Source organism: Pseudomonas sp. MOIL14HWK12:I1 (genome assembly GCF_000510705.1).
Taxonomy (GTDB): Bacteria; Pseudomonadota; Gammaproteobacteria; order Pseudomonadales; family Pseudomonadaceae; genus Chryseomonas; species Chryseomonas oryzihabitans.
The window spans coordinates 825,321-845,883 of sequence record NZ_AZNY01000003.1 but is presented as its reverse complement, the minus strand read 5'-3'; the positions used below and the strand labels follow the sequence as shown (position 1 = coordinate 845,883).

16 protein-coding genes and 1 pseudogene are annotated in these 20,563 nt (G+C 65.8%); 6 read left to right on the top strand and 11 right to left on the bottom strand.

The annotated features are described in order from the left end of the window. Positions 1–124: 124 nt before the first annotated feature. Positions 125–1,789, top strand: coding sequence for a glucose-6-phosphate isomerase (gene pgi / locus PSEK12I1_RS0103905; protein ID WP_027600743.1), 1,665 nt, complete (start codon positions 125–127; stop codon positions 1,787–1,789). 125 nt (positions 1,790–1,914) lie between these two features. Beyond that, positions 1,915–3,858: an acetate--CoA ligase gene (gene acs, locus PSEK12I1_RS0103900; protein WP_027600742.1), complete on the top strand. Its 1,944-nt coding sequence runs from the start codon at positions 1,915–1,917 to the stop codon at positions 3,856–3,858. 54 nt (positions 3,859–3,912) lie between these two features. Here the strand turns inward: acs and PSEK12I1_RS0103895 are convergent, their stop codons facing one another. Then, on the bottom strand, positions 3,913–4,365 hold the full coding sequence (locus PSEK12I1_RS0103895) for a PA2169 family four-helix-bundle protein (RefSeq protein ID WP_007159716.1): 453 nt from the start codon (positions 4,363–4,365) through the stop codon (positions 3,913–3,915). Between the two features lie 78 nt (positions 4,366–4,443). Beyond that, positions 4,444–4,803 carry a BON domain-containing protein gene (locus PSEK12I1_RS0103890; protein ID WP_007159717.1) on the bottom strand — a complete coding sequence of 120 codons (360 nt, stop codon included), beginning with the start codon at positions 4,801–4,803 and terminating at the stop codon, positions 4,444–4,446. Between the two features lie 368 nt (positions 4,804–5,171). On the opposite strand from PSEK12I1_RS0103890, the gene PSEK12I1_RS0103885 reads away from it, so the two are divergent. The 3 genes from PSEK12I1_RS0103885 (at position 5,172) to PSEK12I1_RS0103875 (ending at position 10,420) form a co-directional block, all read left to right on the top strand. Further along, positions 5,172–8,678 (top strand): EAL domain-containing protein, encoded by a 3,507-nt coding sequence (locus PSEK12I1_RS0103885; protein ID WP_027600741.1) that lies wholly within the window; start codon positions 5,172–5,174, stop codon positions 8,676–8,678. Positions 8,679–8,766: 88 nt separating this feature from the next. Further along, positions 8,767–8,958, top strand: coding sequence for a hypothetical protein (locus PSEK12I1_RS0103880; protein WP_027600740.1), 192 nt, complete (start codon positions 8,767–8,769; stop codon positions 8,956–8,958). A gap of 202 nt (positions 8,959–9,160) precedes the next feature. Beyond that, positions 9,161–10,420: a sodium:proton antiporter gene (locus PSEK12I1_RS0103875; protein ID WP_027600739.1), complete on the top strand. Its 1,260-nt coding sequence runs from the start codon at positions 9,161–9,163 to the stop codon at positions 10,418–10,420. A gap of 55 nt (positions 10,421–10,475) precedes the next feature. Here PSEK12I1_RS0103875 and speD read toward each other — a convergent pair whose 3' ends face one another. Continuing rightward, on the bottom strand, positions 10,476–11,270 hold the full coding sequence (speD, locus tag PSEK12I1_RS0103870; RefSeq protein WP_007159721.1) for an adenosylmethionine decarboxylase: 795 nt from the start codon (positions 11,268–11,270) through the stop codon (positions 10,476–10,478). Between the two features lie 264 nt (positions 11,271–11,534). Beyond that, positions 11,535–11,957, bottom strand: coding sequence for an OsmC family protein (locus PSEK12I1_RS0103865; protein WP_007159722.1), 423 nt, complete (start codon positions 11,955–11,957; stop codon positions 11,535–11,537). A gap of 209 nt (positions 11,958–12,166) precedes the next feature. Between PSEK12I1_RS0103865 and crp the strand changes: the two genes are divergently transcribed. Next, on the top strand, positions 12,167–12,811 hold the full coding sequence (gene crp / locus PSEK12I1_RS0103860; RefSeq protein WP_027597530.1) for a cAMP-activated global transcriptional regulator CRP: 645 nt from the start codon (positions 12,167–12,169) through the stop codon (positions 12,809–12,811). Positions 12,812–12,869: 58 nt separating this feature from the next. Here the strand turns inward: crp and PSEK12I1_RS0103855 are convergent, their stop codons facing one another. From PSEK12I1_RS0103855 to rpe, 7 genes and pseudogenes are all read right to left on the bottom strand, one after another. Further along, the gene (locus PSEK12I1_RS0103855; protein WP_027600738.1) at positions 12,870–14,651 is read right to left on the bottom strand and encodes a BCCT family transporter; all 1,782 of its coding nucleotides are present in this window, start codon (positions 14,649–14,651) and stop codon (positions 12,870–12,872) included. A gap of 269 nt (positions 14,652–14,920) precedes the next feature. After that, entirely contained in the window at positions 14,921–15,748 is an 828-nt protein-coding gene (trpC, locus tag PSEK12I1_RS0103850; RefSeq protein WP_007159725.1) for an indole-3-glycerol phosphate synthase TrpC, read from the bottom strand. Then, positions 15,745–16,794, bottom strand: a complete 1,050-nt coding sequence (gene trpD / locus PSEK12I1_RS0103845; protein ID WP_027600737.1) for an anthranilate phosphoribosyltransferase — start codon at positions 16,792–16,794, stop codon at positions 15,745–15,747. The genes trpC and trpD overlap by 4 nt, the downstream gene beginning before the upstream one ends. Continuing rightward, the gene (locus tag PSEK12I1_RS0103840; RefSeq protein ID WP_027597527.1) at positions 16,795–17,388 is read right to left on the bottom strand and encodes an aminodeoxychorismate/anthranilate synthase component II; all 594 of its coding nucleotides are present in this window, start codon (positions 17,386–17,388) and stop codon (positions 16,795–16,797) included. 10 nt (positions 17,389–17,398) lie between these two features. Beyond that, entirely contained in the window at positions 17,399–18,877 is a 1,479-nt protein-coding gene (gene trpE, locus PSEK12I1_RS0103835; RefSeq protein WP_027600736.1) for an anthranilate synthase component I, read from the bottom strand. 72 nt (positions 18,878–18,949) lie between these two features. Then, positions 18,950–19,799, bottom strand: a pseudogene (locus PSEK12I1_RS0103830) (phosphoglycolate phosphatase). After that, positions 19,796–20,473: a ribulose-phosphate 3-epimerase gene (gene rpe / locus PSEK12I1_RS0103825; RefSeq protein ID WP_027600735.1), complete on the bottom strand. Its 678-nt coding sequence runs from the start codon at positions 20,471–20,473 to the stop codon at positions 19,796–19,798. Before rpe ends, PSEK12I1_RS0103830 begins: the two are co-directional and overlap by 4 nt. Between the last annotated feature and the right edge of the window lie 90 nt (positions 20,474–20,563).

Below are 20,563 nucleotides of genomic sequence, written 5' to 3'. Positions count from 1 at the left end.
CGGGCTTTTTCATGCTCGAAGCGCGGCGCCACGACCGGCGTCTCGCGGTCACCGACTTTCTCTTGCAAGCCAGCGGCTTGTGGGGCACAACAGCAAACAAGAGCCACCAAGGAAAAGCCTAGCCATGGAGTACTATCAACACCCCCTCGACGTGACCCAGCTCGCCTCCTGGACAGCCCTGCAGGAACACCGCAAGGCCATGCAGAACTTCCGCATGCGCGATGCCTTCGCCGCCGATCCGCAGCGCTTCTCGCAGTTCTCCCTGAGCAGCAGTGGTCTGTTCCTCGACTACTCCAAGAACCTCATCACCGAGCAGACCCGTGACCTGCTGGTGAATCTGGCCCGGGAAGCGGGCCTGGAAGGGGCCATCCGCACCCTGTTCGATGGCGCCTACGTCAACTCCTCCGAACACCGCCCCGCCCTGCACACCGCGCTGCGCCGCCCGGTGGGCGACAGCGTCCGGATCGACGGCCAGGACATCATGCCCGAGGTGCACCGGGTCCTGAACCAGATGACCCAGCTGGTCACCCGCATCCACAACGGCCTCTGGCGCGGCTACACCGAGAAGCCGATCACCGACGTGGTCAACATCGGCATCGGTGGCTCCTTCCTCGGTCCGCAGCTGGTCTCCGAGGCGCTGGTGCCCTTCACCCAGCGCGGCGTGCGCTGCCACTACCTGGCCAACATCGACGGCAGCGAATTCCGCGAGGTGACCTCCAAGCTCGCCGCCGACACCACCCTGTTCATCGTCTCCTCCAAGTCCTTCGGCACCCTGGAGACCCTGAAGAACGCCCAGGCCGCCCGCGCCTGGTGCCTGGCCCAGGGCTGCCCGGAGCCGGAGCTGCACAAGCACTTCATCGCCGTCTCCAGCAACGTCAAGGTGGCGGTGGAATTCGGCATCGCCGAAGAGAACATCTTCCCGATGTGGGACTGGGTCGGCGGTCGCTATTCGCTGTGGTCGGCCATCGGCCTGCCCATCGCCCTGGCCATCGGCATGTCCAACTTCAAGGACCTGCTGGCCGGCGCCTATGCCATGGACCAGCACTTCACCAGCGCTCCCTTCGAAGAGAACATGCCGGTGCTGCTGGGCCTGCTCGGGGTCTGGTACGGCAACTTCTGGGGCGCGACCAGTCACGCCATCCTGCCCTACGACCACCACCTGCGTAACTTCGTGAAGCACCTGCAGCAGCTGGACATGGAGTCCAACGGCAAGAGCGTGCGCCAGGACGGCTCGCCGGTGAGCCTGGAGACCGGTCCGGTGATCTGGGGCGGCGTCGGCTGCAACGGTCAGCACGCCTACCACCAGTTGCTGCACCAGGGCACCCAACTGATCCCCGGCGACTTCATCGTGCCGGTGGTGAGCCACAACCCGGTGGCCGATCACCAGCAGTGGCTGTATGCCAACTGCCTGTCGCAGAGCCAGGCACTGATGCTGGGCAAGACCCGCGAAGAAGCCGAGGCCGAGCTGCGCGAGAAGGGCCTGGGCGAAGCCGAGATCGCCAAGTTGGCGCCGCACAAGGTGATCCCGGGCAACCGCCCGAGCAACACCCTGGTGCTGGAGCGCATCTCGCCGCGGCGCCTGGGTGCGCTGGTGGCCCTCTACGAGCACAAGGTGTTCGTACAGAGCGTCATCTGGGGCATCAACTGCTTCGACCAGTGGGGCGTCGAGCTGGGCAAGGAGCTGGGCAAGGACGTCTACCAGCACATCATCGGCCGCAGCGAAGGCAAGGCCGACGACGGTTCCACCCAGGGCCTGATCGACTACTTCCGCGGTCGTCATCGCGGCTGATCGTGTCCGGTCCGTTCCGAAAGGCGCCGCTCTGCGGCGCTTTTTCGTTTTGTCGCCTCGCTGAACCCCGGCAGGGCATCCGCGGCCTAAACTGGGAGCACAACAACACCAAGAAGGAGCCGGCCATGAGCCAACGCTACCCCGTGCCCGAGAGCCTGAGTGCCCGTACCCACCTCGACGAAGCCCGCTATCGCGAGCTCTACCAGCGCTCGGTGGAGCAGCCGGAACGCTTCTGGAGCGAACAGGCCAGCGCCCTGCTCGACTGGTCGCGCACCTGGGACGAAGTCCATAGCGGCGATATGCGCAAGGGCCAGACCCGCTGGTTCAGCGGCGGCCAGCTCAACGTCGCCTACAACTGCATCGATCGCCACCTGGGGGCCCGGGCCGAGCGGACCGCCATCCTCTGGGAAGGCGACGATCCCGCCGACAGCCAGGCCATCAGCTATCGCCAGCTGCACGAGCACGTCAGCCGCCTGGCCAACGTGCTCAAGGAGCGTGGGGTCAGGAAGGGCGACCGCGTCTGCCTCTACATGCCGATGATCCCCGAGGCGGCCTACGCCATGCTCGCCTGCGCCCGCATCGGCGCGGTGCATTCGGTGGTGTTCGGCGGCTTCTCGCCCGAGGCGCTGCGCGACCGCATCCTCGATTCCGACTGCCGGGTGGTGATCACCGCCGACGAAGGCGTGCGCGGTGGCAAGCGCGTCCCGCTCAAGGCCAATGTCGACAAGGCCCTGGCCAAGTGCCCGGAGGTCCATACCGTGGTCATGGTCGAGCGCACCGGCACCGCCGTGGCCCGCCAGGAGGGGCGCGACCTGCCCTATGCCCAGGCGGTGGCCGCGGCTTCGCCCGACTGCCCGCCGGAGCCCATGGACGCCGAGGATCCGCTGTTCATCCTCTACACCTCCGGCTCCACCGGCAAACCCAAGGGCGTGCTGCACACCACCGGCGGCTACCTGCTGGGGGCCACCCTGAGCTTCAAGTACCTGTTCGACTATCACGAGGGTCAGGTCTTCTGGTGCACCGCCGATGTCGGCTGGGTCACCGGCCACAGCTACATCGTCTACGGCCCCCTGGCCAATGGCGCCACCACCCTGATGTTCGAAGGGGTACCGAGCTATCCCGATGCCAGTCGCTTCTGGCAGGTGGTGGACAAGCACCAGGTCAACATCTTCTATACCGCCCCCACCGCCCTGCGCGCCCTGATGCGCGAAGGCGACGGCCCGGTACAGCGCACTTCGCGCAAGAGTCTGCAGCTGCTGGGCAGCGTCGGCGAGCCGATCAATCCCGAGGCCTGGGAGTGGTATCACCGGGTGGTGGGCGAAGGGCGCTGCCCCATCGTCGACACCTGGTGGCAGACCGAGACCGGCAGCATCCTCATCGCCCCGCCACCCGGCGCCCTGGCGCTGAAGCCGGGTTCGGCCACCCTGCCCTTCTTTGGCGTCCAGCCGGTGCTGCTGGACGAGCAGGGCCAGGAAATCGACGGACCCGGCAGTGGCGTGCTGGCGATCAAATCCAGCTGGCCAAGCCAGATCCGCACCGTCTATGGCGATCACCAGCGCCTGATCGACACCTATTTCAGCGCCTACCCGGGTTACTACTTCACCGGTGACGGGGCGCGCCGGGACGAAGACGGCTATTACTGGATCACCGGGCGGGTGGATGACGTGCTCAACGTCTCCGGCCACCGCATCGGTACCGCCGAGGTGGAAAGCGTGCTCACCGAGCATGCGGACGTGGCCGAGGCGGCGGTGGTGGGCTGCCCCCACGAGGTCAAGGGCCAAGCGGTCTATGCCTTCGTCACCACCAAGGGCGGGGTGACGCCGAGCGACGAACTCAAGGCGCAACTGCGCCAGCAGGTGGCCGACCAGATCGGCAGCTTCGCCAAGCCGGAATTCCTGCAATGGGCGCCGGCGCTGCCCAAGACCCGCTCCGGCAAGATCATGAGACGCATCCTGCGCAAGATCGCCTGCGACGAGCTGGACAGCCTGGGCGATACCTCGACCCTCGCCGATCCGTCGGTGGTCGACAGCCTGATCGACGCCCGCCTCAATCGCGCCCCGCACGGCTAGCCGGGGACCCAAAGAAAAGCCCCGCCTAGGCGGGGCTTTTTGCTGCTGCCGACCTTAGTGGGCGGCTTGCATGCGGTGCTTCAGGTCACGCATGCGATCGTGGGTCGCACGGGCCTTTTCCAGCTGGCTGCGCAGGTTGGCCTGGGCATCCGGCGTGGCGTGTTCGTTGACGGCACGCTCCAGCGCGTGCAGCAGGCGGTCTTCCTGCTCTTCCAGTTCGCTGACGTAGGTGACCTCTTCCTTTTCCTTGCTGGCAAAGGAGGTTTTGACGTCGGTGTAGTACTTGCGGAAGCTGCCGGCAAAGGTGCCTTGCTCGGCGGGCTTCTCACCGGCAGCCGACACCTGGCTGCTCAGGGCGCTGATGATCTCGGCCTTGCTCTGGGCGATCTCGGTGAACAGGGCCTTCAATTCGGGGTTCTTCACTTCGGTGAGGGCGTGCTCGTAGAAATTCTTGCCGTCACGGGCGATCTCGATCAGATCGTTGAGGGTTTCGGTCGTGCTGGTCATGGCAGTTCTCCGGGGCGAAGGGCAAGGCGTGATGGCGGCGTCGGGCGCCGCCATCGTGCCGGGTATTAGCGGGCGTCGTTACTGAGCCGCTTTCAGGGCGTCAGCCGATACGGCCTTCACGCCCTTGATGGCCTTGGCTTCTTTGATCGCCAGGTCGCGCTGGGCTTCGGTCGCCACGGTGCCGGACAGGGACACGACGCCCTTGTTGGTCTCGACCTTGATGGCGGTGCCCTTGATGTGTTCGTCGGCCAGGAAGGACGCCTTCACCTTGCTGGTGATCCAGGTGTCGGACGCGGCTTCTTCGGTCTTGTCCACGGTGTTGTTAGCGGCCAGGGTCATGTTCTGGCTGGTGGCAGCAAAGGCACCGCCGGCCAGCGGCAGGCTCAGTACGGAAGCGGTGACGGCAGCGAGGGCAAAGGTACCGAAAGTCTTTTTCATGAGATGACTCCTGTTTTCCTTGGTTGTACTGCGCCCAGGTCCTGGCAGCAGCGACCTAGATGTAGAGCGCAACGGCTGCGCCGAATTCCAAGACTTGTTAAAGACTTTAAAAATCAATGACTTATATAAATTCGACGCGAGTGAAGGGCGGGCAAAATGCAACTTCCTGGCGAATAGCCCTGGTAATTTGCACGAGGTCAGACGACTCTTGAGCCCGAGCCTGGACGCGTTTTCGTCCAGGGTGCCAAAGCCGATAAAGGCGGACGAAAGAAGTAGGTTTCCAGGTGACCCGACCCGAACTGCCGTACCTTTATCCGGTCAATGCTGAATTGAACCCGACACCTGCGATCGGGCCTTGAGGATCCGGGATGCGGCCTCTTTCTCCCGCGCGCATTGCCCTGGTTTATCTGTTGCTGAGCGCCGTCTGGGTGATCGGCAGCGATGGGCTGCTGTATCTGCTGCTCAGCGATCGGGACAATGCCTATCTGTGGCACACCCTGAAGGGCCTGGCCTTCATGAGCCTGCTGTCGCTAGTGCTCTATGGCCTGCTGCGGCGCGAGGCCAGCTATCGCGAAGGCTTCATCGGCGAGCTGCAGAACCAGCGCGCCACCCAGGATTTCGTCCAGCGGCTGACCAATACCGGTGACTGGCAGCTGCTGGACGATGGCCGTCTGCTCTGCTCCGAACGCACCCTGGTGATGCTGCACCAGCCCAAGGGCAGCGATCCGCTGGATTTCGCCACCATCGCCGCCTGCGCTCGCGTCGACGACCGTGACCATGTGCGCAGCATGCTGGAGCGTCTGCAGCACATGCAGGGCCCGCTGAATTTCTCCGCGCACTTTGACGACGGCCAGGGCAGCTGGCGCTGGCTCAACTGGCAGAGCGACTTCGACGAAGCCGGCATCACTCGCGGCGCCCTGGTCGACATCACCAGCTACAAGCTAGCCGAACAGGCACTGCAGGACAGCCAGCGACGCTATCGCGAGCTGGTCCAGCACCTGCCACTGGTGGTGTTCGCCAGCGACCACCGTGGTCGCTGGCAATTTCTCAATCCGGCCTGGGAAGCCCTGACCGGCCAACCCGCCACCCAACCCCTAAACCATCCCCTGGATCAGGCCTTCCATCCCCAGGACGGCGCCCGACTGCGCCAGCTGGTGGCGGAATTCGCCGCAGGTCAGCGCCTGCACTGGAACGGCGTGGTGCGGTTGCGGCTGTCGGTGGAGAGTCATCGCTGGATGCAGATGGAGCTACGCGCCGGCCTCGATGGCGAGATCCAGGGTACCCTGACCGACATCCACCACGACTACCAGGCGCAGCAACTGCAGCAGGCCCGCAGCGATGTCCTCGACGACCTGCTCACCGGCCTGCCGCTGGCGGAAATCCAGCAGGGCATCGCCCTGCGGCTGGAGCGTATCTACCCGGAGATGCGCGTCGCCCTGCTGCTGGACGACCAGGGCGAGCATCTGCGGGTCGCCGCGGCGCCCAGTCTGCCCCCCGCCTTCCAGGCAGCGCTGGAAAGCGTGCCGCGCAGTCGCCACGACCAGGGCTGCTGCAGCGCCGTCGCCGCCAATGCCCCGGTGTTCACCATCGATGTCGAACTGGATCCGGCCTGGCAGCCGCTGTTGCCGGTCGCCCAGGCAGCCGGCATTCGCGGCGCCTGGGCCCTGCCGCTGCAGGACGAGCAGCAGCGCGCCGTGGGCGCCCTGGGCATCTACTACGGCGAGGCGCGACTGCCCGAAGCGGAGACCCAGGCGCTGATCACCGAATTCACCCGCCTGGCGGTGCTGGCCATCCGGCAACAGCGCGTGGTCCAGGCGCAACGCGCCAGCGAGGCGCGCTACCGCGGCATCTTCGAGCAGGCCTATACCGGCATCATGCTCAGCGATCTGGAGGGCCGCTGGCTGAGCGTCAACCACCACTTCTGCCAGATGCTCGGCTACTCGCAACCGGAGTTGCTGCAGAAGGACACCGCTTCGGTGACGCATCCGGAAGAGCGGGCCCTGGGTGCCGCCCTGCGCAAGCAGCTGGTCGATACCGGCCAGGACCGCTACACCCTGGAAAAACGCTATCTGCACCGCAACGGCACGCCGGTGTGGACCAACGTCACCACCCGCCTGATCCGCGACGATCAAGGCGTGCCCCAGTACTTCATCAGCACCGCCCAGGACATCACCCTGCGCAAGCAGCAGGAGGCAAGCCTGCGCCAGGCAGCGGCCATGTTCCAGAACAGTCGCGACGGCCTGCTGCTGCTCGACGAGCGCCGCTGGATCCTGGCGGTGAATCCGGCCTTCGCCCGCCTGCTGGGCACCCAGGAAGGCATCCTGCTCGGCCAGCGCCTGGGACTGCCCGGTGGCGGTCGCCAGGACCAGCGCTTTTATCGCGATCTCTGGCGCACCGTGCGCCGCGAGGGCCGCTGGGAAGGCGAATTGCTCTGGCCGCGCCTCGACGGCAGCACCTTTCCGGCCTGGACCGCCATCGACACCCTCTACCCCCGGGAGACCCGGCAGTACACGGTCACCGTCAGCGACACCACCCGCCTGCGCGAGAGCGAGGCGCGCCTGAGTCATCTGGCGCATCACGATCCGCTGACCGACCTGCCCAATCGCCTGCTGGCGCGCACCCATCTGGAACATGCGCTGGCCCTGGCCGAGCCCCAGGAATACCTGGTCGCCGTGCTGATCCTCGACTTCGATTACTTCCGCACGGTCAACGAAAGCCATGGCCATGCCCTGGGCGATGAACTGCTGGTGGAATTCGCCGCCCGGCTACGCGCCCTGCTCAGCGAGGACATCACCCTGGCGCGCATCGGTGGCGACGAGTACCTGGTCATCATCGAGCGGCTGGATCGACCCGAATTCGCCGCCCAGATCGCCCAGGCCATGCTCGGCAAGCTGGAACAGCCCTTCCACCTCGGCGAACACGACATCTATCTCAACGCCAGCATCGGCATCAGCCTCTTTCCCGACGATGGCGCCACCGCCGATGACCTCATCCGCAATGCCGACACGGCCATGCACCAGGCCAAGGATCAGGGCCGCGACACCTTCCGCTTCTATACCCAGGCCCTTACCGAGCAGTCGCGCCGGCGGCTGAATCTGGAGTCGCGGCTGCGTACGGCGCTCAAGCGCGGCGACTTCGTCCTCTACTACCAGCCGCTGATGAGCGTCAGCACCGCCCAGACCATTGGCGTGGAAGCCCTGGTGCGCTGGCGGGATCCGGAGCTGGGTCTCATCCCGCCCACCGAATTCATTCCGCTGGCCGAGGAAACCGGGCTCATCGTGCCCCTGGGCGACTGGATCATCGAGAGCGCCTGCCAGCAGATGCACAGCTGGCTGGCCCAGGGACTGGAACTGGAAACCCTGGCCATCAACATCTCGCCCCGGCAATTCGCCAAGCGCGACCTGGCCAGCACCATTTCTCGCGCCCTGGCGCGCAGTCGCCTGCCGGCCGAGCACCTGGAACTGGAGATCACCGAAGGCACCCTGATGGGCAATGTCGAGGAGGCGCTGCTGTCCTTGGCGACCCTCAAGACCCTGGGAGTGCGCATCGCCGTGGACGACTTCGGCACCGGCTATTCCTCGCTGGCCTATCTGCGCCGCTTTCCGCTGGACAAGCTCAAGATCGACCAGAGCTTCATGCACGAATTGCGCAGTGACAGCGGTACCCACAGCAGCCAGGCCATCGCCGCGGCCATCGTCGCCCTGGGCCAGGGTCTGGACCTGGACGTCCTGGCCGAAGGGGTGGAGACCACCGAACAGTGGGACATCCTGCGCAAGCTGGGCTGTCAGCAATGCCAGGGCTTCCTGTTCAGCCCACCGCTGCCGCCGGAGGAGTTCGAGGTCTGGTACGCCGAACGGCAGAAGGCGCGCGCCTAGCGCCCTGACCGACGAATGTCACTGTACTGTAATCAAAACCGTTCTAGACTCGGGCTTCCACTTTTCGTCTGTCCCCGAGGGTATCAGCATGAAGATCGTGGTTCGTCCCCTGCGCAAGTCCACCACCAGTGCCTGGCAGGTCTGCATCGACAAGCAGGCCATCACCTTTCTCAGCGAAGCCGATGCCCGCAGCTATGTCGCGACGCTGGAGGCGCGCATCGCCGCACCCCATTCGTTGCCCCTGCGCGAAGCGGCGACAGGCCTGGCCGCGCCGCTCTAGGCCTCACCCCGCCCTGACCGTTGGTCTTGCGGATCATCCTGGCACCGCCCGTTCAGCGGCGGGCCAGGGCGATTCACGGCGCTGCTTGCGCGAACAATTGGCTAGGCAGCTATCGAACATGTAACTTTTGCGGCGTCCGCCCCATCCTACCTCTAGGCCCTGCGTTCGCAGGGACTCGCTGTCTGATGGATCTGGAACGCCCATGCTTGAACTCGCTGCTGCCTTTATCTGCTTCACCTCCCTGCTCACCTACCTCAATTACCGCTTCGTCGGCCTGCCGCCGACCATCGGCGTCATGGTCATCGCCCTGATCTTTTCGGTCGGTCTGCAGAGTCTGTCCTGGCTGGGCTTTCCCGGTCTGGAACACCGCATCGGCGAACTCCTCGGGCAGATCGACTTCAACGATCTGCTGATGAACTGGATGCTCGGCTTCCTGCTATTCGCTGGCGCCCTGCACGTCAATCTCAAGGACCTGCGCGACTACAAATGGGCCATCGGCGGTCTGGCCACCCTCGGGGTGATCATCTCGACGGTGCTGATCGGCTATCTCAGCCACTGGATCTTCGGCTGGCTGGGCTGGCACGTCGACCTTCTCTACTGCCTGATCTTCGGCGCCCTGATCTCCCCGACCGATCCCATCGCCGTGCTCGGCATCCTGCGCTCGGCCGGGGCGCCCAAGTCGCTGGAGACCACCATCGTCGGCGAAGCGCTGTTCAACGACGGCGTGGCCGTGGTGGTCTATTCGGTGCTACTGGGAGTGATCCAGCTGGGCGAGACGCCTACGGTCAACGCCGCGCTCTGGCTGTTTGTCGAGGAAGCCGGCGGCGGCATCCTGTTCGGCCTGCTGATCGGCTTCGTCTGCTACTGGCTGATGCTGAGCATCGAGCAGCACCAGATCGAGGTGATGCTATCCCTGGCCCTGGTGATCGGCGGCTCGACCCTGGCCAGCCACCTGCACGTCTCGGGTCCCATCGCCATGGTGGTGGCCGGTCTGATCATCGGCAACCTGGGTCGTACCAAGGCCATGAACGACTTCACCCGGCGCTACCTGGACGGCTTCTGGGAGTTGATCGACGAGATCCTCAACGCCCTGCTGTTCGCCCTGATCGGCATGGAGCTGCTGGTATTGCCCTTCAGCTGGACCCACCTGGGCGCGGCGCTGCTGGTGACCCTGGCGATCCTCTTCGCCCGCTGGATCAGCGTGGCGCCGGTGGTGCTGCTCAGCCCGCACTGGCGCAACATGACCCGGGGCACGGCGCGCATCCTCACCTGGGGCGCGCTGCGCGGCGGTGTCTCGGTGGCCCTGGCGCTGAGTCTGCCGGCCGGTCCGGAGCGGGATCTGATCCTGGCTCTCACCTACATCGTGGTGCTGGTCTCCATCCTCGGCCAGGGCCTGACCATCGGCCGGGTGGTCAAGAGCGTCACCGGCGGCGCCCCGGTCGCGCGCGACGAACACCACTGACCCCAAAACGAAAGAACCCCGCCGTGGCGGGGTTCTCTGCGCAACAGCCGAGCGATCAGCGCGGCAGGTTGCGGCCGGAGAAGATCTCGCGCATCTCGTGCTTGAGACGCTGGGTGATCTGCTGACGCTGCTCGGACGAGAGGCTGCGGGAGGCGTCGCCGAACAGATAGTTGTCCAGTTCGAATTCCTTGAGCAGCATCTTGGTGTGGAACAGGTTGTCCTGGTACACGTTCACGTCGGTCATCTGGTAGGCCGCGCGGGTGTCTTCGGACAGGTAGTTCTGGATCGAATTGATCTCGTGGTCGATGAAGTGCTTGCGCCCTTCGATGTCGCGGGTGAAGCCGCGCACCCGGTAGTCCACGGTGACGATGTCCGAGTCGAACTGGTGGATCAGGTAATTCAGGGCCTTGAGCGGAGAGATCACGCCACAGGTGGAGACGTCGATATCGACGCGGAAGGTGGCGATGCCGTCGTCCGGATGGATCTCCGGATAGGTGTGCACCGTGATGTGGCTCTTGTCCAGGTGGCCGAGAATGGTCTCGCGCAGCGGACCGGGCGACTCCTCGATCTGGCTCTCGGTCGGCTCGACCGGTTGCTCGGAGATCAGGATGGTCACGCTGGCACCCTGGGGATCGTAATCCTGGCGGGCGATGTTGAGGATGTTGGCCCCGATGATGTCGACCACGTCGGTCAGGATCTGGGTCAGACGCTCGGCGTCGTATTCCTCGTCGATGTACTGGACATAGGCCTGTTGATCTTCCGACGTCTCGGCGTAGCAGATGTCGTAGATGTTGAAGCTCAAGGTCTTGGTCAGGTTATTGAAACCATGGAGCCTGAGTTTGCTTTTCACGGTGGTAAAGCTCCCGTCGTGCGGTCTCTGACCGCGGTCCTGAATGCCCGTCAGTTGCGGATTGCGCAAGCTGCGTAGGGCGGCGAACACCTCTTCGCGATGGCGATTGGCTGTGCTTTCGGGGCCCTTGCCCCTTAAGAGCGGCGCATTATGCAGATCGGCAGCGGTTGGGGCCAGAGTCTGCCGGGCCCAGGTGATGAATTGATGTCGGCGGGAGGGAGACGAGGCGGACAGCGACGCCCGGGCGGGCGTCGCGGGCGGGGGTCAGGCGAGGTCGACGAGTTCGTAGCTGTGGCTGATCTCGACGCCGGCGCGGCCGAGCATTATGGAGGCCGAGCAGTACTTTTCCGCCGACAGCTCGATGGCGCGCTTGACCTGGGCTTCCTTGAGGCCGCGGCCCTTGACCACGAACTTCAGGTGGATGCGGGTGAACACCTTGGGCTCGGTGTCGGCGCGGTCGGCTTCGAGAAAGGCCTCGCAGCTCTCCACCGGTTGCCGCGCCTTGCGCAGGATGCTGACCACGTCGTAGCTGGCGCAACCGCCCAGGCCGATCAGCACGGTTTCCATCGGCCGTACGCCGAGGTTGCGCCCGCCGCTTTCCGGCGGGCCATCCATGACCACCACATGGCCGCTGCCGGATTCACCGAGGAACATGGCCTCGCCTGCCCACTGGATGCGCGCTTTCATCGCTTTCGTCCTACTTATATATACAAATGGTGATCAGCTTAACATGCTGGATGGCGTAAACTGGTAAGCAGTGAAGGGTTATTCAGCTCGCATTTAAGCTGCGCATGTTCTTATCCGGTCTTTGAATTGGAACCGGCGCAGCCTGTGCATGCACCGGTTCGGACATCGGTGCCCCCGACTCAGGTTAGCTTTCAACCTCAGGAATCAGCATGGCCGCTATCATCCCACCCGCGAAGTTACAGCACATCGACAAGCTGCTAGCGCATTGCTCGCGTCGCCGTTACACGGCAAAAACCACCATCATCTACGCTGGCGACAACAGCGAAAGCCTGTTCTTCATCCTCAAGGGTTCGGTGACCATCCTCATCGAAGACGATGAAGGCCGCGAAATGATCATCGCCTATCTCAACGCCGGAGACTTCTTCGGCGAGATGGGGCTGTTCTCCAAGGAAGGCAGCGAGCCCGAGCGCAGCGCCTGGGTCCGCGCCCGCACCGAGTGCGAAGTCGCCGAGATCAGCTACAGCCAGTTCCGCGAACTGAGTCAGCAGGATCCGGACATGCTGTTCTCCCTGGGTCGCCAGATGGCCGAGCGCCTGCGCCAGACCACCCGCAAGGTCGGCGACCTGGCCTTCCTCGACGTCACCGGTCGCGTGGCCCGCACTCTGCTCGACCTGTGCAAGCAGCCCGATGCCATGACCCACCCGGACGGCATGCAGATCAAGATCACCCGCCAGGAGATCGGCCGCATCGTCGGTTGCTCCCGCGAGATGGTCGGTCGGGTCCTTAAGTCCCTCGAAGAACAGGGTCTGGTCCACGTCAAGGGCAAGACCATGGTGGTGTTCGGCACCCGCTGAGCCCGTCCGCTAGCCCCTGCCTGCAGGCGGGGGCCACGGCCCCCGCCCGTCCAGAGCGTCAGCTCTCGACCTTGCGCGACACCTTTTCCACCCGCACCGTGGCCTTCCCGTCGACGGTCTTCTCTTCGCTCCCCTTGGCCTTGGGCTCACCCACGACGAAATGGAATTCTTCGCCGTGCTTGACCGCGCCATAGAGCACCGCCTTCTCGATCAGCTCGGTACCGCGCAGATGCCGCAGCATCAGCGGATCGCTGCGCAGATCGCGATAGAGCGCCAGGCACAGCAGCGCCATCACCACCACGAAGGGCAGCGAGACCACAATAGTCAGATTCTGCAGGCCGTTGAGCGCCGCGCCCGGATTGCCCGGGTCGCCGATGGCCAGCATGATCGCCGCCACCGCGCCGGTGAGGGCGCCCCAGAAGATCACCGTGCGCCGCGAGGGCTCGGTGGTACCGCGCTCGGACAGGGTCCCCATCACCAGGGAGGCGGCGTCGGCGCCGGAGACGAAGAAGATCGCCACCAGCACCATGACCAGCACCGAGGTCACCGAGACCCAGGGATAGCTGGCCAGCAGGTCATAGAGGGCGAAGTTGCTGTTCACCGCGCCGTCGACCAGGGTGAAGGCGCCCTGGCGCATGGCATCGATGGCCGCGCCGCCAAAGATGACGAACCAGACCACGCTGACCAGACTCGGCACCAGCAGGACCCCGGTGACGAACTGGCGGATGGTGCGGCCGCGACTGATGCGGGCGATGAACATGCCGACGAAGGGTGTCCAGGAGATCCACCAGGCCCAGTAGAACACCGTCCAGCTGGACAGCCAGTTGCCCATGGCCTCGCCTCCGCTGGCACTGGTGCGCGCCATCATCTCCGGCAGCAGGTCGATGTAGTCGCCGATGGCGGTGGGCAGCAGGTTGAGCATCAGCAGGGTCGGACCGACGACGAAGACGAACACGGCCAGGGCCACCGCCAGCACCATGTTGGTGTTGGACAGCCACTGGATGCCCTTCTCGACCCCGGATACGGCGGAGATGACGAAGGCCACCGTCAGAACCGTGATGATGCTGATGTAGAGCATCTTTCCCGGTTGCTCGATCCAGCCGTTGTGCTCCAGGCCGCCGGCGATCTGCAGGGCGCCCAGGCCCAGGGAGGCGGCCGAGCCGAACAGGGTGGCGAAGATCGCCATCATGTCGATGACGCGGCCGAGGGGGCCGTTGGCGTGCTCGCCGATCAGCGGGCGGAAGGCCACCGAGATCAGCTGGCAGCGGCCGCGGCGATAGGTGCCATAGGCGATGGCCAGGCCGACCACGGCGTAGATGGCCCAGGGGTGCAGGGTCCAGTGGAACAGCGTGGTCGCCATGGCCACCTGCAGGGCGGCGCTGCTCTGTCCCGCGGCGCCGCCGGGCGGCGGATTGAGATAGTGCGACAGCGGCTCGGCGACGCCAAAGAACATCAGGCCGATGCCCATGCCGGCGCTGAACATCATCGCCACCCAGGAGAGGGTGCGGAATTCCGGTTGCTCGTCGTCGCGCCCCAGGGGGATCCGCCCATAGCGACTGGCGGCCAGCCAGATGACGAAGACCACGAAGCCGGTGGAGGTGAGCACGAACAGCCAGCCGAAATGGGTGATCACCCAGCCCTGGGCGGTCGAGGCGCTGCTGGCCAGACTGGCCTGGCTGACGAAGCCCCAGATCACGAAGGCCAGCGCGGCGATGCTGGTGACGCCGAAGACCACCCAGTCGGTGGTGCCGGCGAGTCGCCGATCCCGTCGCGCCTCCTCGGTCCGGGAGGGATCGGTGACGCTGATAGCAAGTGTTTCGCTTTTTTCTTCCGTTGCCATGGTTCTCGCATGCCCTGGTTATGGATGGCCTGGTGCGGCGGAGTCCTGGCTCGTCCTGCGACGGCCAGCCGCCTCCGCGACTCGCCACGGTGCAACGAGTCGGAGGCCATTAACCGGGTTTATCCCTACAGAAACAAAGCCCTGCGTCGGCAGCGGGCACACGGAGGTCGTTCCCGCCGCCCGGGGTGGGCGCGAGTCGACCTGGATCACCCTGTGGAAAGAAAAAGGCCCCGGGGTGGTCCCGGGGCCTCGTGCGGACGACCTTGGTCTCAGGCGTCTCTGAGCGGGAAGCGGCGATCCGGGAAGAACAGACGCTGCAGCTCCTGGCCTGGTTCGTCGGCGCGCATGAAGGCTTCGCCGACCAGGAAGGCGCGCACCTCGTTGGTTTCCATCAGCTCCACGTCGGCGCGATTGAGAATGCCGCTCTCGGTGATCACCAGGCGATCCTGGGGGATGCGCGGCAAGAGATCGAGGGTGGCTTCCAGGCTGACCTCGAAGGTGTGCAGGTTGCGGTTGTTGACCCCCACCAGCGGGGTGTCCAGCACCGTCAGGGCGCGTTCCAGCTCGGCGCCGTCATGCACCTCGACCAGCACGTCCAGACCGACGTCCTTGGCCGTGGCGGCCAGCTCGCCCATCAGGCCGTCGTCCAGCGCGGCGACGATCAGCAGGATGCAGTCGGCGCCGATGGCCCGGGCTTCCACCACCTGGATGGGATCGACGAGGAAGTCCTTGCGGATCACCGGCAGCTGGCAGGCGGCGCGCGCCTGCTGCAGATAGGCGTTGCCACCCTGGAAGAAGTCCACGTCGGTGAGCACGCTCAGGCAGGTGGCCCCGCCCAGGGCATAGCTGTGGGCGATCTCGGCCGGCACGAAGTGTTCACGGATCACGCCCTTGCTCGGCGAGGCCTTCTTCACCTCGGCGATGATCGCCGCCTCCTTGCGCGCCACCTGGGCCTGCAGGGCGCGGGCGAAGCCGCGCGGGGCGTCGGCGGCACGGGCCTGGGCCTCGAGTTCGGCCAGGCTGGTCCGGGCCTTGAGCTGGGCGATTTCCTCGGCCTTGCGGGCCAGGATCTTCTGCAACACGGTTGGCACACTCACGGGCGACCCTCCTCGCGATAGACGGATGTGAAATGGGCGAGCTCGTCCAGCTTTTCCCGGGCCAGGCCGCTGTAGAGCGCGTCGTGGGCCAAGAGTACCCCTTCATGCAGGCTATGGGCGAGATCCGCGGCGTAGAGCGCCGCGCCGGCGTTGAGCACGATCATGTCGGCGGCCTTTTGCCCGGCTTCGGTCTTGCGTCGGCCGAGGGCGTCGCGGATCAGCGCCAGGGAGGCCTCGGGGCCGTCCACCGTCAGGCCGACCAGGGTCTGGCTCTTGATGCCCAGATCCTCCGGCAGCACCTGGTATTCGCTGATGCTGCCGTCCTTGAGTTCGGCCACCTGGGTCGCCGCGGCCAGGCTGAATTCGTCCAGGCCGTCGCGGGAGTGCACCACCAGCACGTGGTGGCTGCCCAGGCGCTGCAGCACCTCGGCCAGCGGCCGGCACAGCGCGGCGCTGAACACCCCGACCACCTGGTGGCGCACGCCGGCCGGGTTGGTCAGAGGGCCGAGCATGTTGAACAGGGTGCGCAGCCCCAGGGAGCGACGCGGCCCGGCGGCATGGCGCATGGCGCTGTGGTGTGACTGGGCGAACATGAAGCCGACGCCCACCTGCTCGACGCAGCGAGCGATCTGCTCGGGCGTCAGCTCCAGGTAGATGCCCGCGGCCTCCAGCAGATCGGCGCTGCCGCTCTTGCCGGACACCGCGCGATTGCCGTGCTTGGCCACCTTGCCGCCGGCCGCCGCGACCACGAACACCGAGGCCGAGGAGACGTTGAAGATGTTGGCGCCATCGCCACCGGTGCCCACCACGTCGACCACGTGATCGAGGCTCGGCAGCACCACAGGGGTGGCCAGTTCGCGCATCACGCTGACCGCGCCACAGATCTCGTCGATGGTCTCGCTCTTGATGCGCATGCCCATGAGGAAGGCACCGATCTGCGCCTCGTCGGCGCCACCGGTCATGATCTGGCGCATCACCGCCTGCATTTCCGCCACATTGAGGTCGAGTTGTCCGCTGATGCGGTTCAGGGCCTGCTTGATGTCCATCTAGCGCCGTCCTCCCTGCTGCTGGAGAAAGTTGGCCAGCAGGTCGTGCCCATGCTCGGTGAGGATGGACTCGGGGTGGAACTGCACCCCCTCGATCATGAACTCGCGGTGCCGCAGGCCCATGATCTCGTCCATGCTGCCGTCCGGATGCTGGGTCCAGGCGGTGATCTCCAGGCACTCGGGCAGGGTCTCGCGCTTGACCACCAGCGAGTGGTAGCGGGTCACGGTGAAGGGATTGGGCAGGCCGGCGAAGACGCCTTCGCCGTTGTGGTAGACCGGGCTGGTCTTGCCGTGCATCGGCTCGCGCGCCCGCACCACCTCGCCGCCAAAGGCCTGGCCCAGGCTCTGATGGCCCAGGCAGACGCCCAGCACCGGCAGCTTGCCGGCGAAGCGCTCCAGGGTGGCCAGGGAGATGCCCGCCTCGTTGGGCGTGCAGGGACCGGGGGAGACGACGATGCGCTCCGGCGCCAGGTCGTCCAGCGCCTCGACCGGCACCTCGTCGTTGCGCACCACCTTGACCTCGGCGCCCAGCTCGCCCAGGTACTGCACCAGGTTGTAGGTAAAGGAATCGTAGTTATCGAGCATCAGCAGCATGGTGGATTCCTCAGACGGACTGTTCGGCAAGGGTGACGGCGCGGAACATCGCGCGACGCTTGTTGAGGGTCTCTTCCCACTCCGCCGCCGGCTGGGAGTCGGCGACGATGCCGCCGCCCGCCTGCACGTGCAGTTCGCCGTCCTTGATCACCGCGGTGCGGATGGCGATGGCGGTGTCCATGTTGCCGTTCCAGGCCAGGTAACCCACGGCGCCGCCGTAGATGCCGCGCTTGACCGGTTCCAGTTCGTCGATGATCTCCATGGCGCGGATCTTCGGCGCCCCGGAAAGGGTGCCGGCCGGCAGGATGGCGCGCAGGGCGTCCATGGCGGAGAGCTCGGGCTTGAGCCGGCCGGTGACGTTGCTGACGATGTGCATCACGTTGGAATAACGCTCGATGACCATCTTCTCGGTCAGGGTCACGCTGCCGGTGGTGGAGACCCGGCCCACGTCGTTGCGGCCCAGGTCGATCAGCATCAGGTGCTCGGCCAGCTCCTTGGCATCGGCCAGCAGGTCGCGCTCGAGCGCCAGATCGGCTTCTTCGGTGGCACCACGTGGACGGGTCCCGGCGATGGGGCGCACGGTGATCTCGCCGTCTTCCACCCGCACCAGAACCTCGGGCGAACTGCCCACCACATGGAAGTCGCCGAAGTTGAAGAAATACATGTAGGGCGTGGGGTTGAAGCAGCGCAGCGCCCGATAGAGGTCGATGGGCGCAGCCTGGAAATCGATGGTCATGCGCTGCGAGGGCACCACCTGCATGCAGTCGCCGGCCAGGATGTAGTCCTTGATCCGCTCTACGGCGTTTTCATAGTCGGCACGGCTGTAGCTGGAGCGGAAGGCCGGTTCGCTGCCGCTGCCTACCGCGGCGAAGTCCAGGCCCAGGCGCGGGGCGATGGGCTGGCGAATGCGCTCGCGCAGCGCCGCGAGTCGGGCCTGGCCCTGCTCATAGGCGTTCGGCTGGCTCGGATCGACGAGCACGATGCAGTGCAGCTTGCCGGCCAGGTTGTCGAAGACCACAACTTCGTCCGAGACCATCAGCAGGATGTCCGGGGTGCCCAGCGGATCGGGATTGGGACTGGCGCCCAGGCGCTTCTCGACATAGCGCACGCAGTCATAGCCGAAGTAGCCCACCAAGCCGCCATCGAACTTGGGCAGATTGGGCACCACCGGCACGCGATAGCGGGCCTTGAAGGCCTCGACGAAGGCCAGCGGATCCTCGACGGTGGCCGCCTCGAGCTCTCGCTCGCCCTCGTGCACCGTGACCTCGTACCCGCGGGCACGCAGCAGGGTCCGGCAGGGCAAGCCGATGATCGAATAGCGGCCCCATTTCTCACCGCCCTGCACCGACTCCAGCAGATAGGAGTTGGGCGCATCGGCCAGCTTGAGATAGAGGGACAGCGGGGTGTCGAAGTCGGCCAGGGTTTCGAAGGCCAGGGGAATGCGGTTATAGCCTTGAGCGGCCAGGCGCAGGAAGTCGTCGCGGGTCATGATCAGCCTCGTGGCGAGGAAAACGAAAGGTCGGGTGCACAGCGTGCCGGTCTGATACCGGCAGGGACGAAATCAGGCGCGCCAGCGCCAACGGGCCAGGGCCTTGATGACTTTCATCCATGCTCGCGAGGAGCCTGTGCGGGTGACCACCACGATGCGATCTCTTGCTCTTGGGGCGGGGGTTGAAGGGCCACGTTAGCCTAGCCGGCGCGGCATGGCAACCGGCCGGCCACTTCGGCGGCTAGATGAACAGTTCGCGCAGATCGTCGACGACCAGATCCGGCTGCTCGCTGGCGATGGGCTCGCCATGGTTGTAGCCGTAGCTCAGGGCCACGCAGCGCACCCCGGCGGCCCGGGCGGCGCGGATGTCGTTGCGCGAATCGCCGATGAACAGGGCCTGGCCGGCCGCTACCCCCGCCTGCTGCATGACCCACAGCAGGCCCGCCGGATCGGGCTTCTGCTGCGGCAGGGTATCGCCGCCGACGATCCAGTCGAAGTCGCCCAGCCCCATGTCGGCCAAGAGCGGCGCGACGAAGCGTTCCGGCTTGTTGGTGATCACCGCCAGGCGCACGCCCAGGGTGCGCAGCAGCGCCAGGCTGTCCAGCACGCCGGGATAGACGCGGGTCAGGGCGTGACTGCCGCCATAGAGCGCCATGAACAGCGCCAGGGCCTCGTCGGCGGCGGCATCGTCCACCGCGTCATGCCGCATGTCATCCGCCAGTGCCCGGCGTACCAGTACCCGGGCGCCATTGCCGATCCACAGCCGCACCTTGTCCAGTCCCGCCGGCGCGCGGCCCAGGCGTTCAAGCATGGCATCCACCGCGGCGGCCAGGTCCGGCGCCGAATCCAGCAGGGTGCCGTCGAGGTCGAACATCACCAGGGCGGGCGGATGCCCGCCACCGAGGCGTACCAGGGCGCTCATACCGAGCGGGCCTTGGCCAGTTCGGCGCGCATCGCCTGGATCACCGCGGCATAGTCGGGCTGGCCGAAGATGGCCGAGCCGGCGACGAAGGTATCGGCCCCGGCACGGGCGATCTCGCCGATGTTCTTGACGTTGACCCCGCCATCGATCTCCAGGCGGATCGGCCGGCCCGAGGCGTCGATCAGGGCGCGTGCCTCGCGCAGCTTGTCGAGGGTGCCGGGAATGAATTTCTGGCCGCCGAAGCCGGGGTTGACGCTCATCAGCAGCACCATGTCGATCTTGTCCATGACGTACTTCAGGGCATCCAGCGAGGTGGCCGGATTGAACACCAGGCCGGCCCGGCAACCGCCGTCCTTGATCAGCTGCAGCGAGCGATCGATGTGCTCGGAGGCCTCGGGGTGGAAGGTGATGTCGGTGGCGCCGGCCTCGATGAAATCGCCGATGATGCGATCCACCGGCTTGACCATCAGGTGCACGTCGATGGGCGCGGTCACCCCGTAGTTGCGCAGCGCCTTGCAGACCATGGGGCCGATGGTGAGATTGGGCACATAGTGGTTGTCCATCACGTCGAAATGGACCATGTCGGCACCGGCGGCGAGGACCTTGTCGACCTCCTCGCCCAGGCGGGCGAAATCGGCGGACAGGATCGAGGGAGCGATGGCGAAGGGTTGCATGGGATAGCCTCGGCGAAGGTTAAGTGGCGGCATTGTAACGGAGATCCGTCTGCGGCTCGGGCGTTCCCGCTGCCCCGACGGGGCGAACGG

Excerpts from the sequence above, each read along its gene's own strand:
- pgi (WP_027600743.1), top strand. The coding sequence starts at position 125 with ATGGAGTACTATCAACACCCCCTCGACGTGACCCAGCTCGCCTCCTGG.
- acs (WP_027600742.1), top strand. The coding sequence starts at position 1,915 with ATGAGCCAACGCTACCCCGTGCCCGAGAGCCTGAGTGCCCGTACCCAC.
- PSEK12I1_RS0103895 (WP_007159716.1), bottom strand. The coding sequence starts at position 4,365 with ATGACCAGCACGACCGAAACCCTCAACGATCTGATCGAGATCGCCCGT.
- PSEK12I1_RS0103890 (WP_007159717.1), bottom strand. The coding sequence starts at position 4,803 with ATGAAAAAGACTTTCGGTACCTTTGCCCTCGCTGCCGTCACCGCTTCC.
- PSEK12I1_RS0103885 (WP_027600741.1), top strand. The coding sequence starts at position 5,172 with ATGCGGCCTCTTTCTCCCGCGCGCATTGCCCTGGTTTATCTGTTGCTG.
- PSEK12I1_RS0103880 (WP_027600740.1), top strand. The coding sequence starts at position 8,767 with ATGAAGATCGTGGTTCGTCCCCTGCGCAAGTCCACCACCAGTGCCTGG.
- PSEK12I1_RS0103875 (WP_027600739.1), top strand. The coding sequence starts at position 9,161 with ATGCTTGAACTCGCTGCTGCCTTTATCTGCTTCACCTCCCTGCTCACC.
- PSEK12I1_RS0103865 (WP_007159722.1), bottom strand. The coding sequence starts at position 11,957 with ATGAAAGCGCGCATCCAGTGGGCAGGCGAGGCCATGTTCCTCGGTGAA.
- crp (WP_027597530.1), top strand. The coding sequence starts at position 12,167 with ATGGCCGCTATCATCCCACCCGCGAAGTTACAGCACATCGACAAGCTG.
- PSEK12I1_RS0103855 (WP_027600738.1), bottom strand. The coding sequence starts at position 14,651 with ATGGCAACGGAAGAAAAAAGCGAAACACTTGCTATCAGCGTCACCGAT.
- trpD (WP_027600737.1), bottom strand. The coding sequence starts at position 16,794 with ATGGACATCAAGCAGGCCCTGAACCGCATCAGCGGACAACTCGACCTC.
- PSEK12I1_RS0103840 (WP_027597527.1), bottom strand. The coding sequence starts at position 17,388 with ATGCTGCTGATGCTCGATAACTACGATTCCTTTACCTACAACCTGGTG.
- trpE (WP_027600736.1), bottom strand. The coding sequence starts at position 18,877 with ATGACCCGCGACGACTTCCTGCGCCTGGCCGCTCAAGGCTATAACCGC.
- rpe (WP_027600735.1), bottom strand. The coding sequence starts at position 20,473 with ATGCAACCCTTCGCCATCGCTCCCTCGATCCTGTCCGCCGATTTCGCC.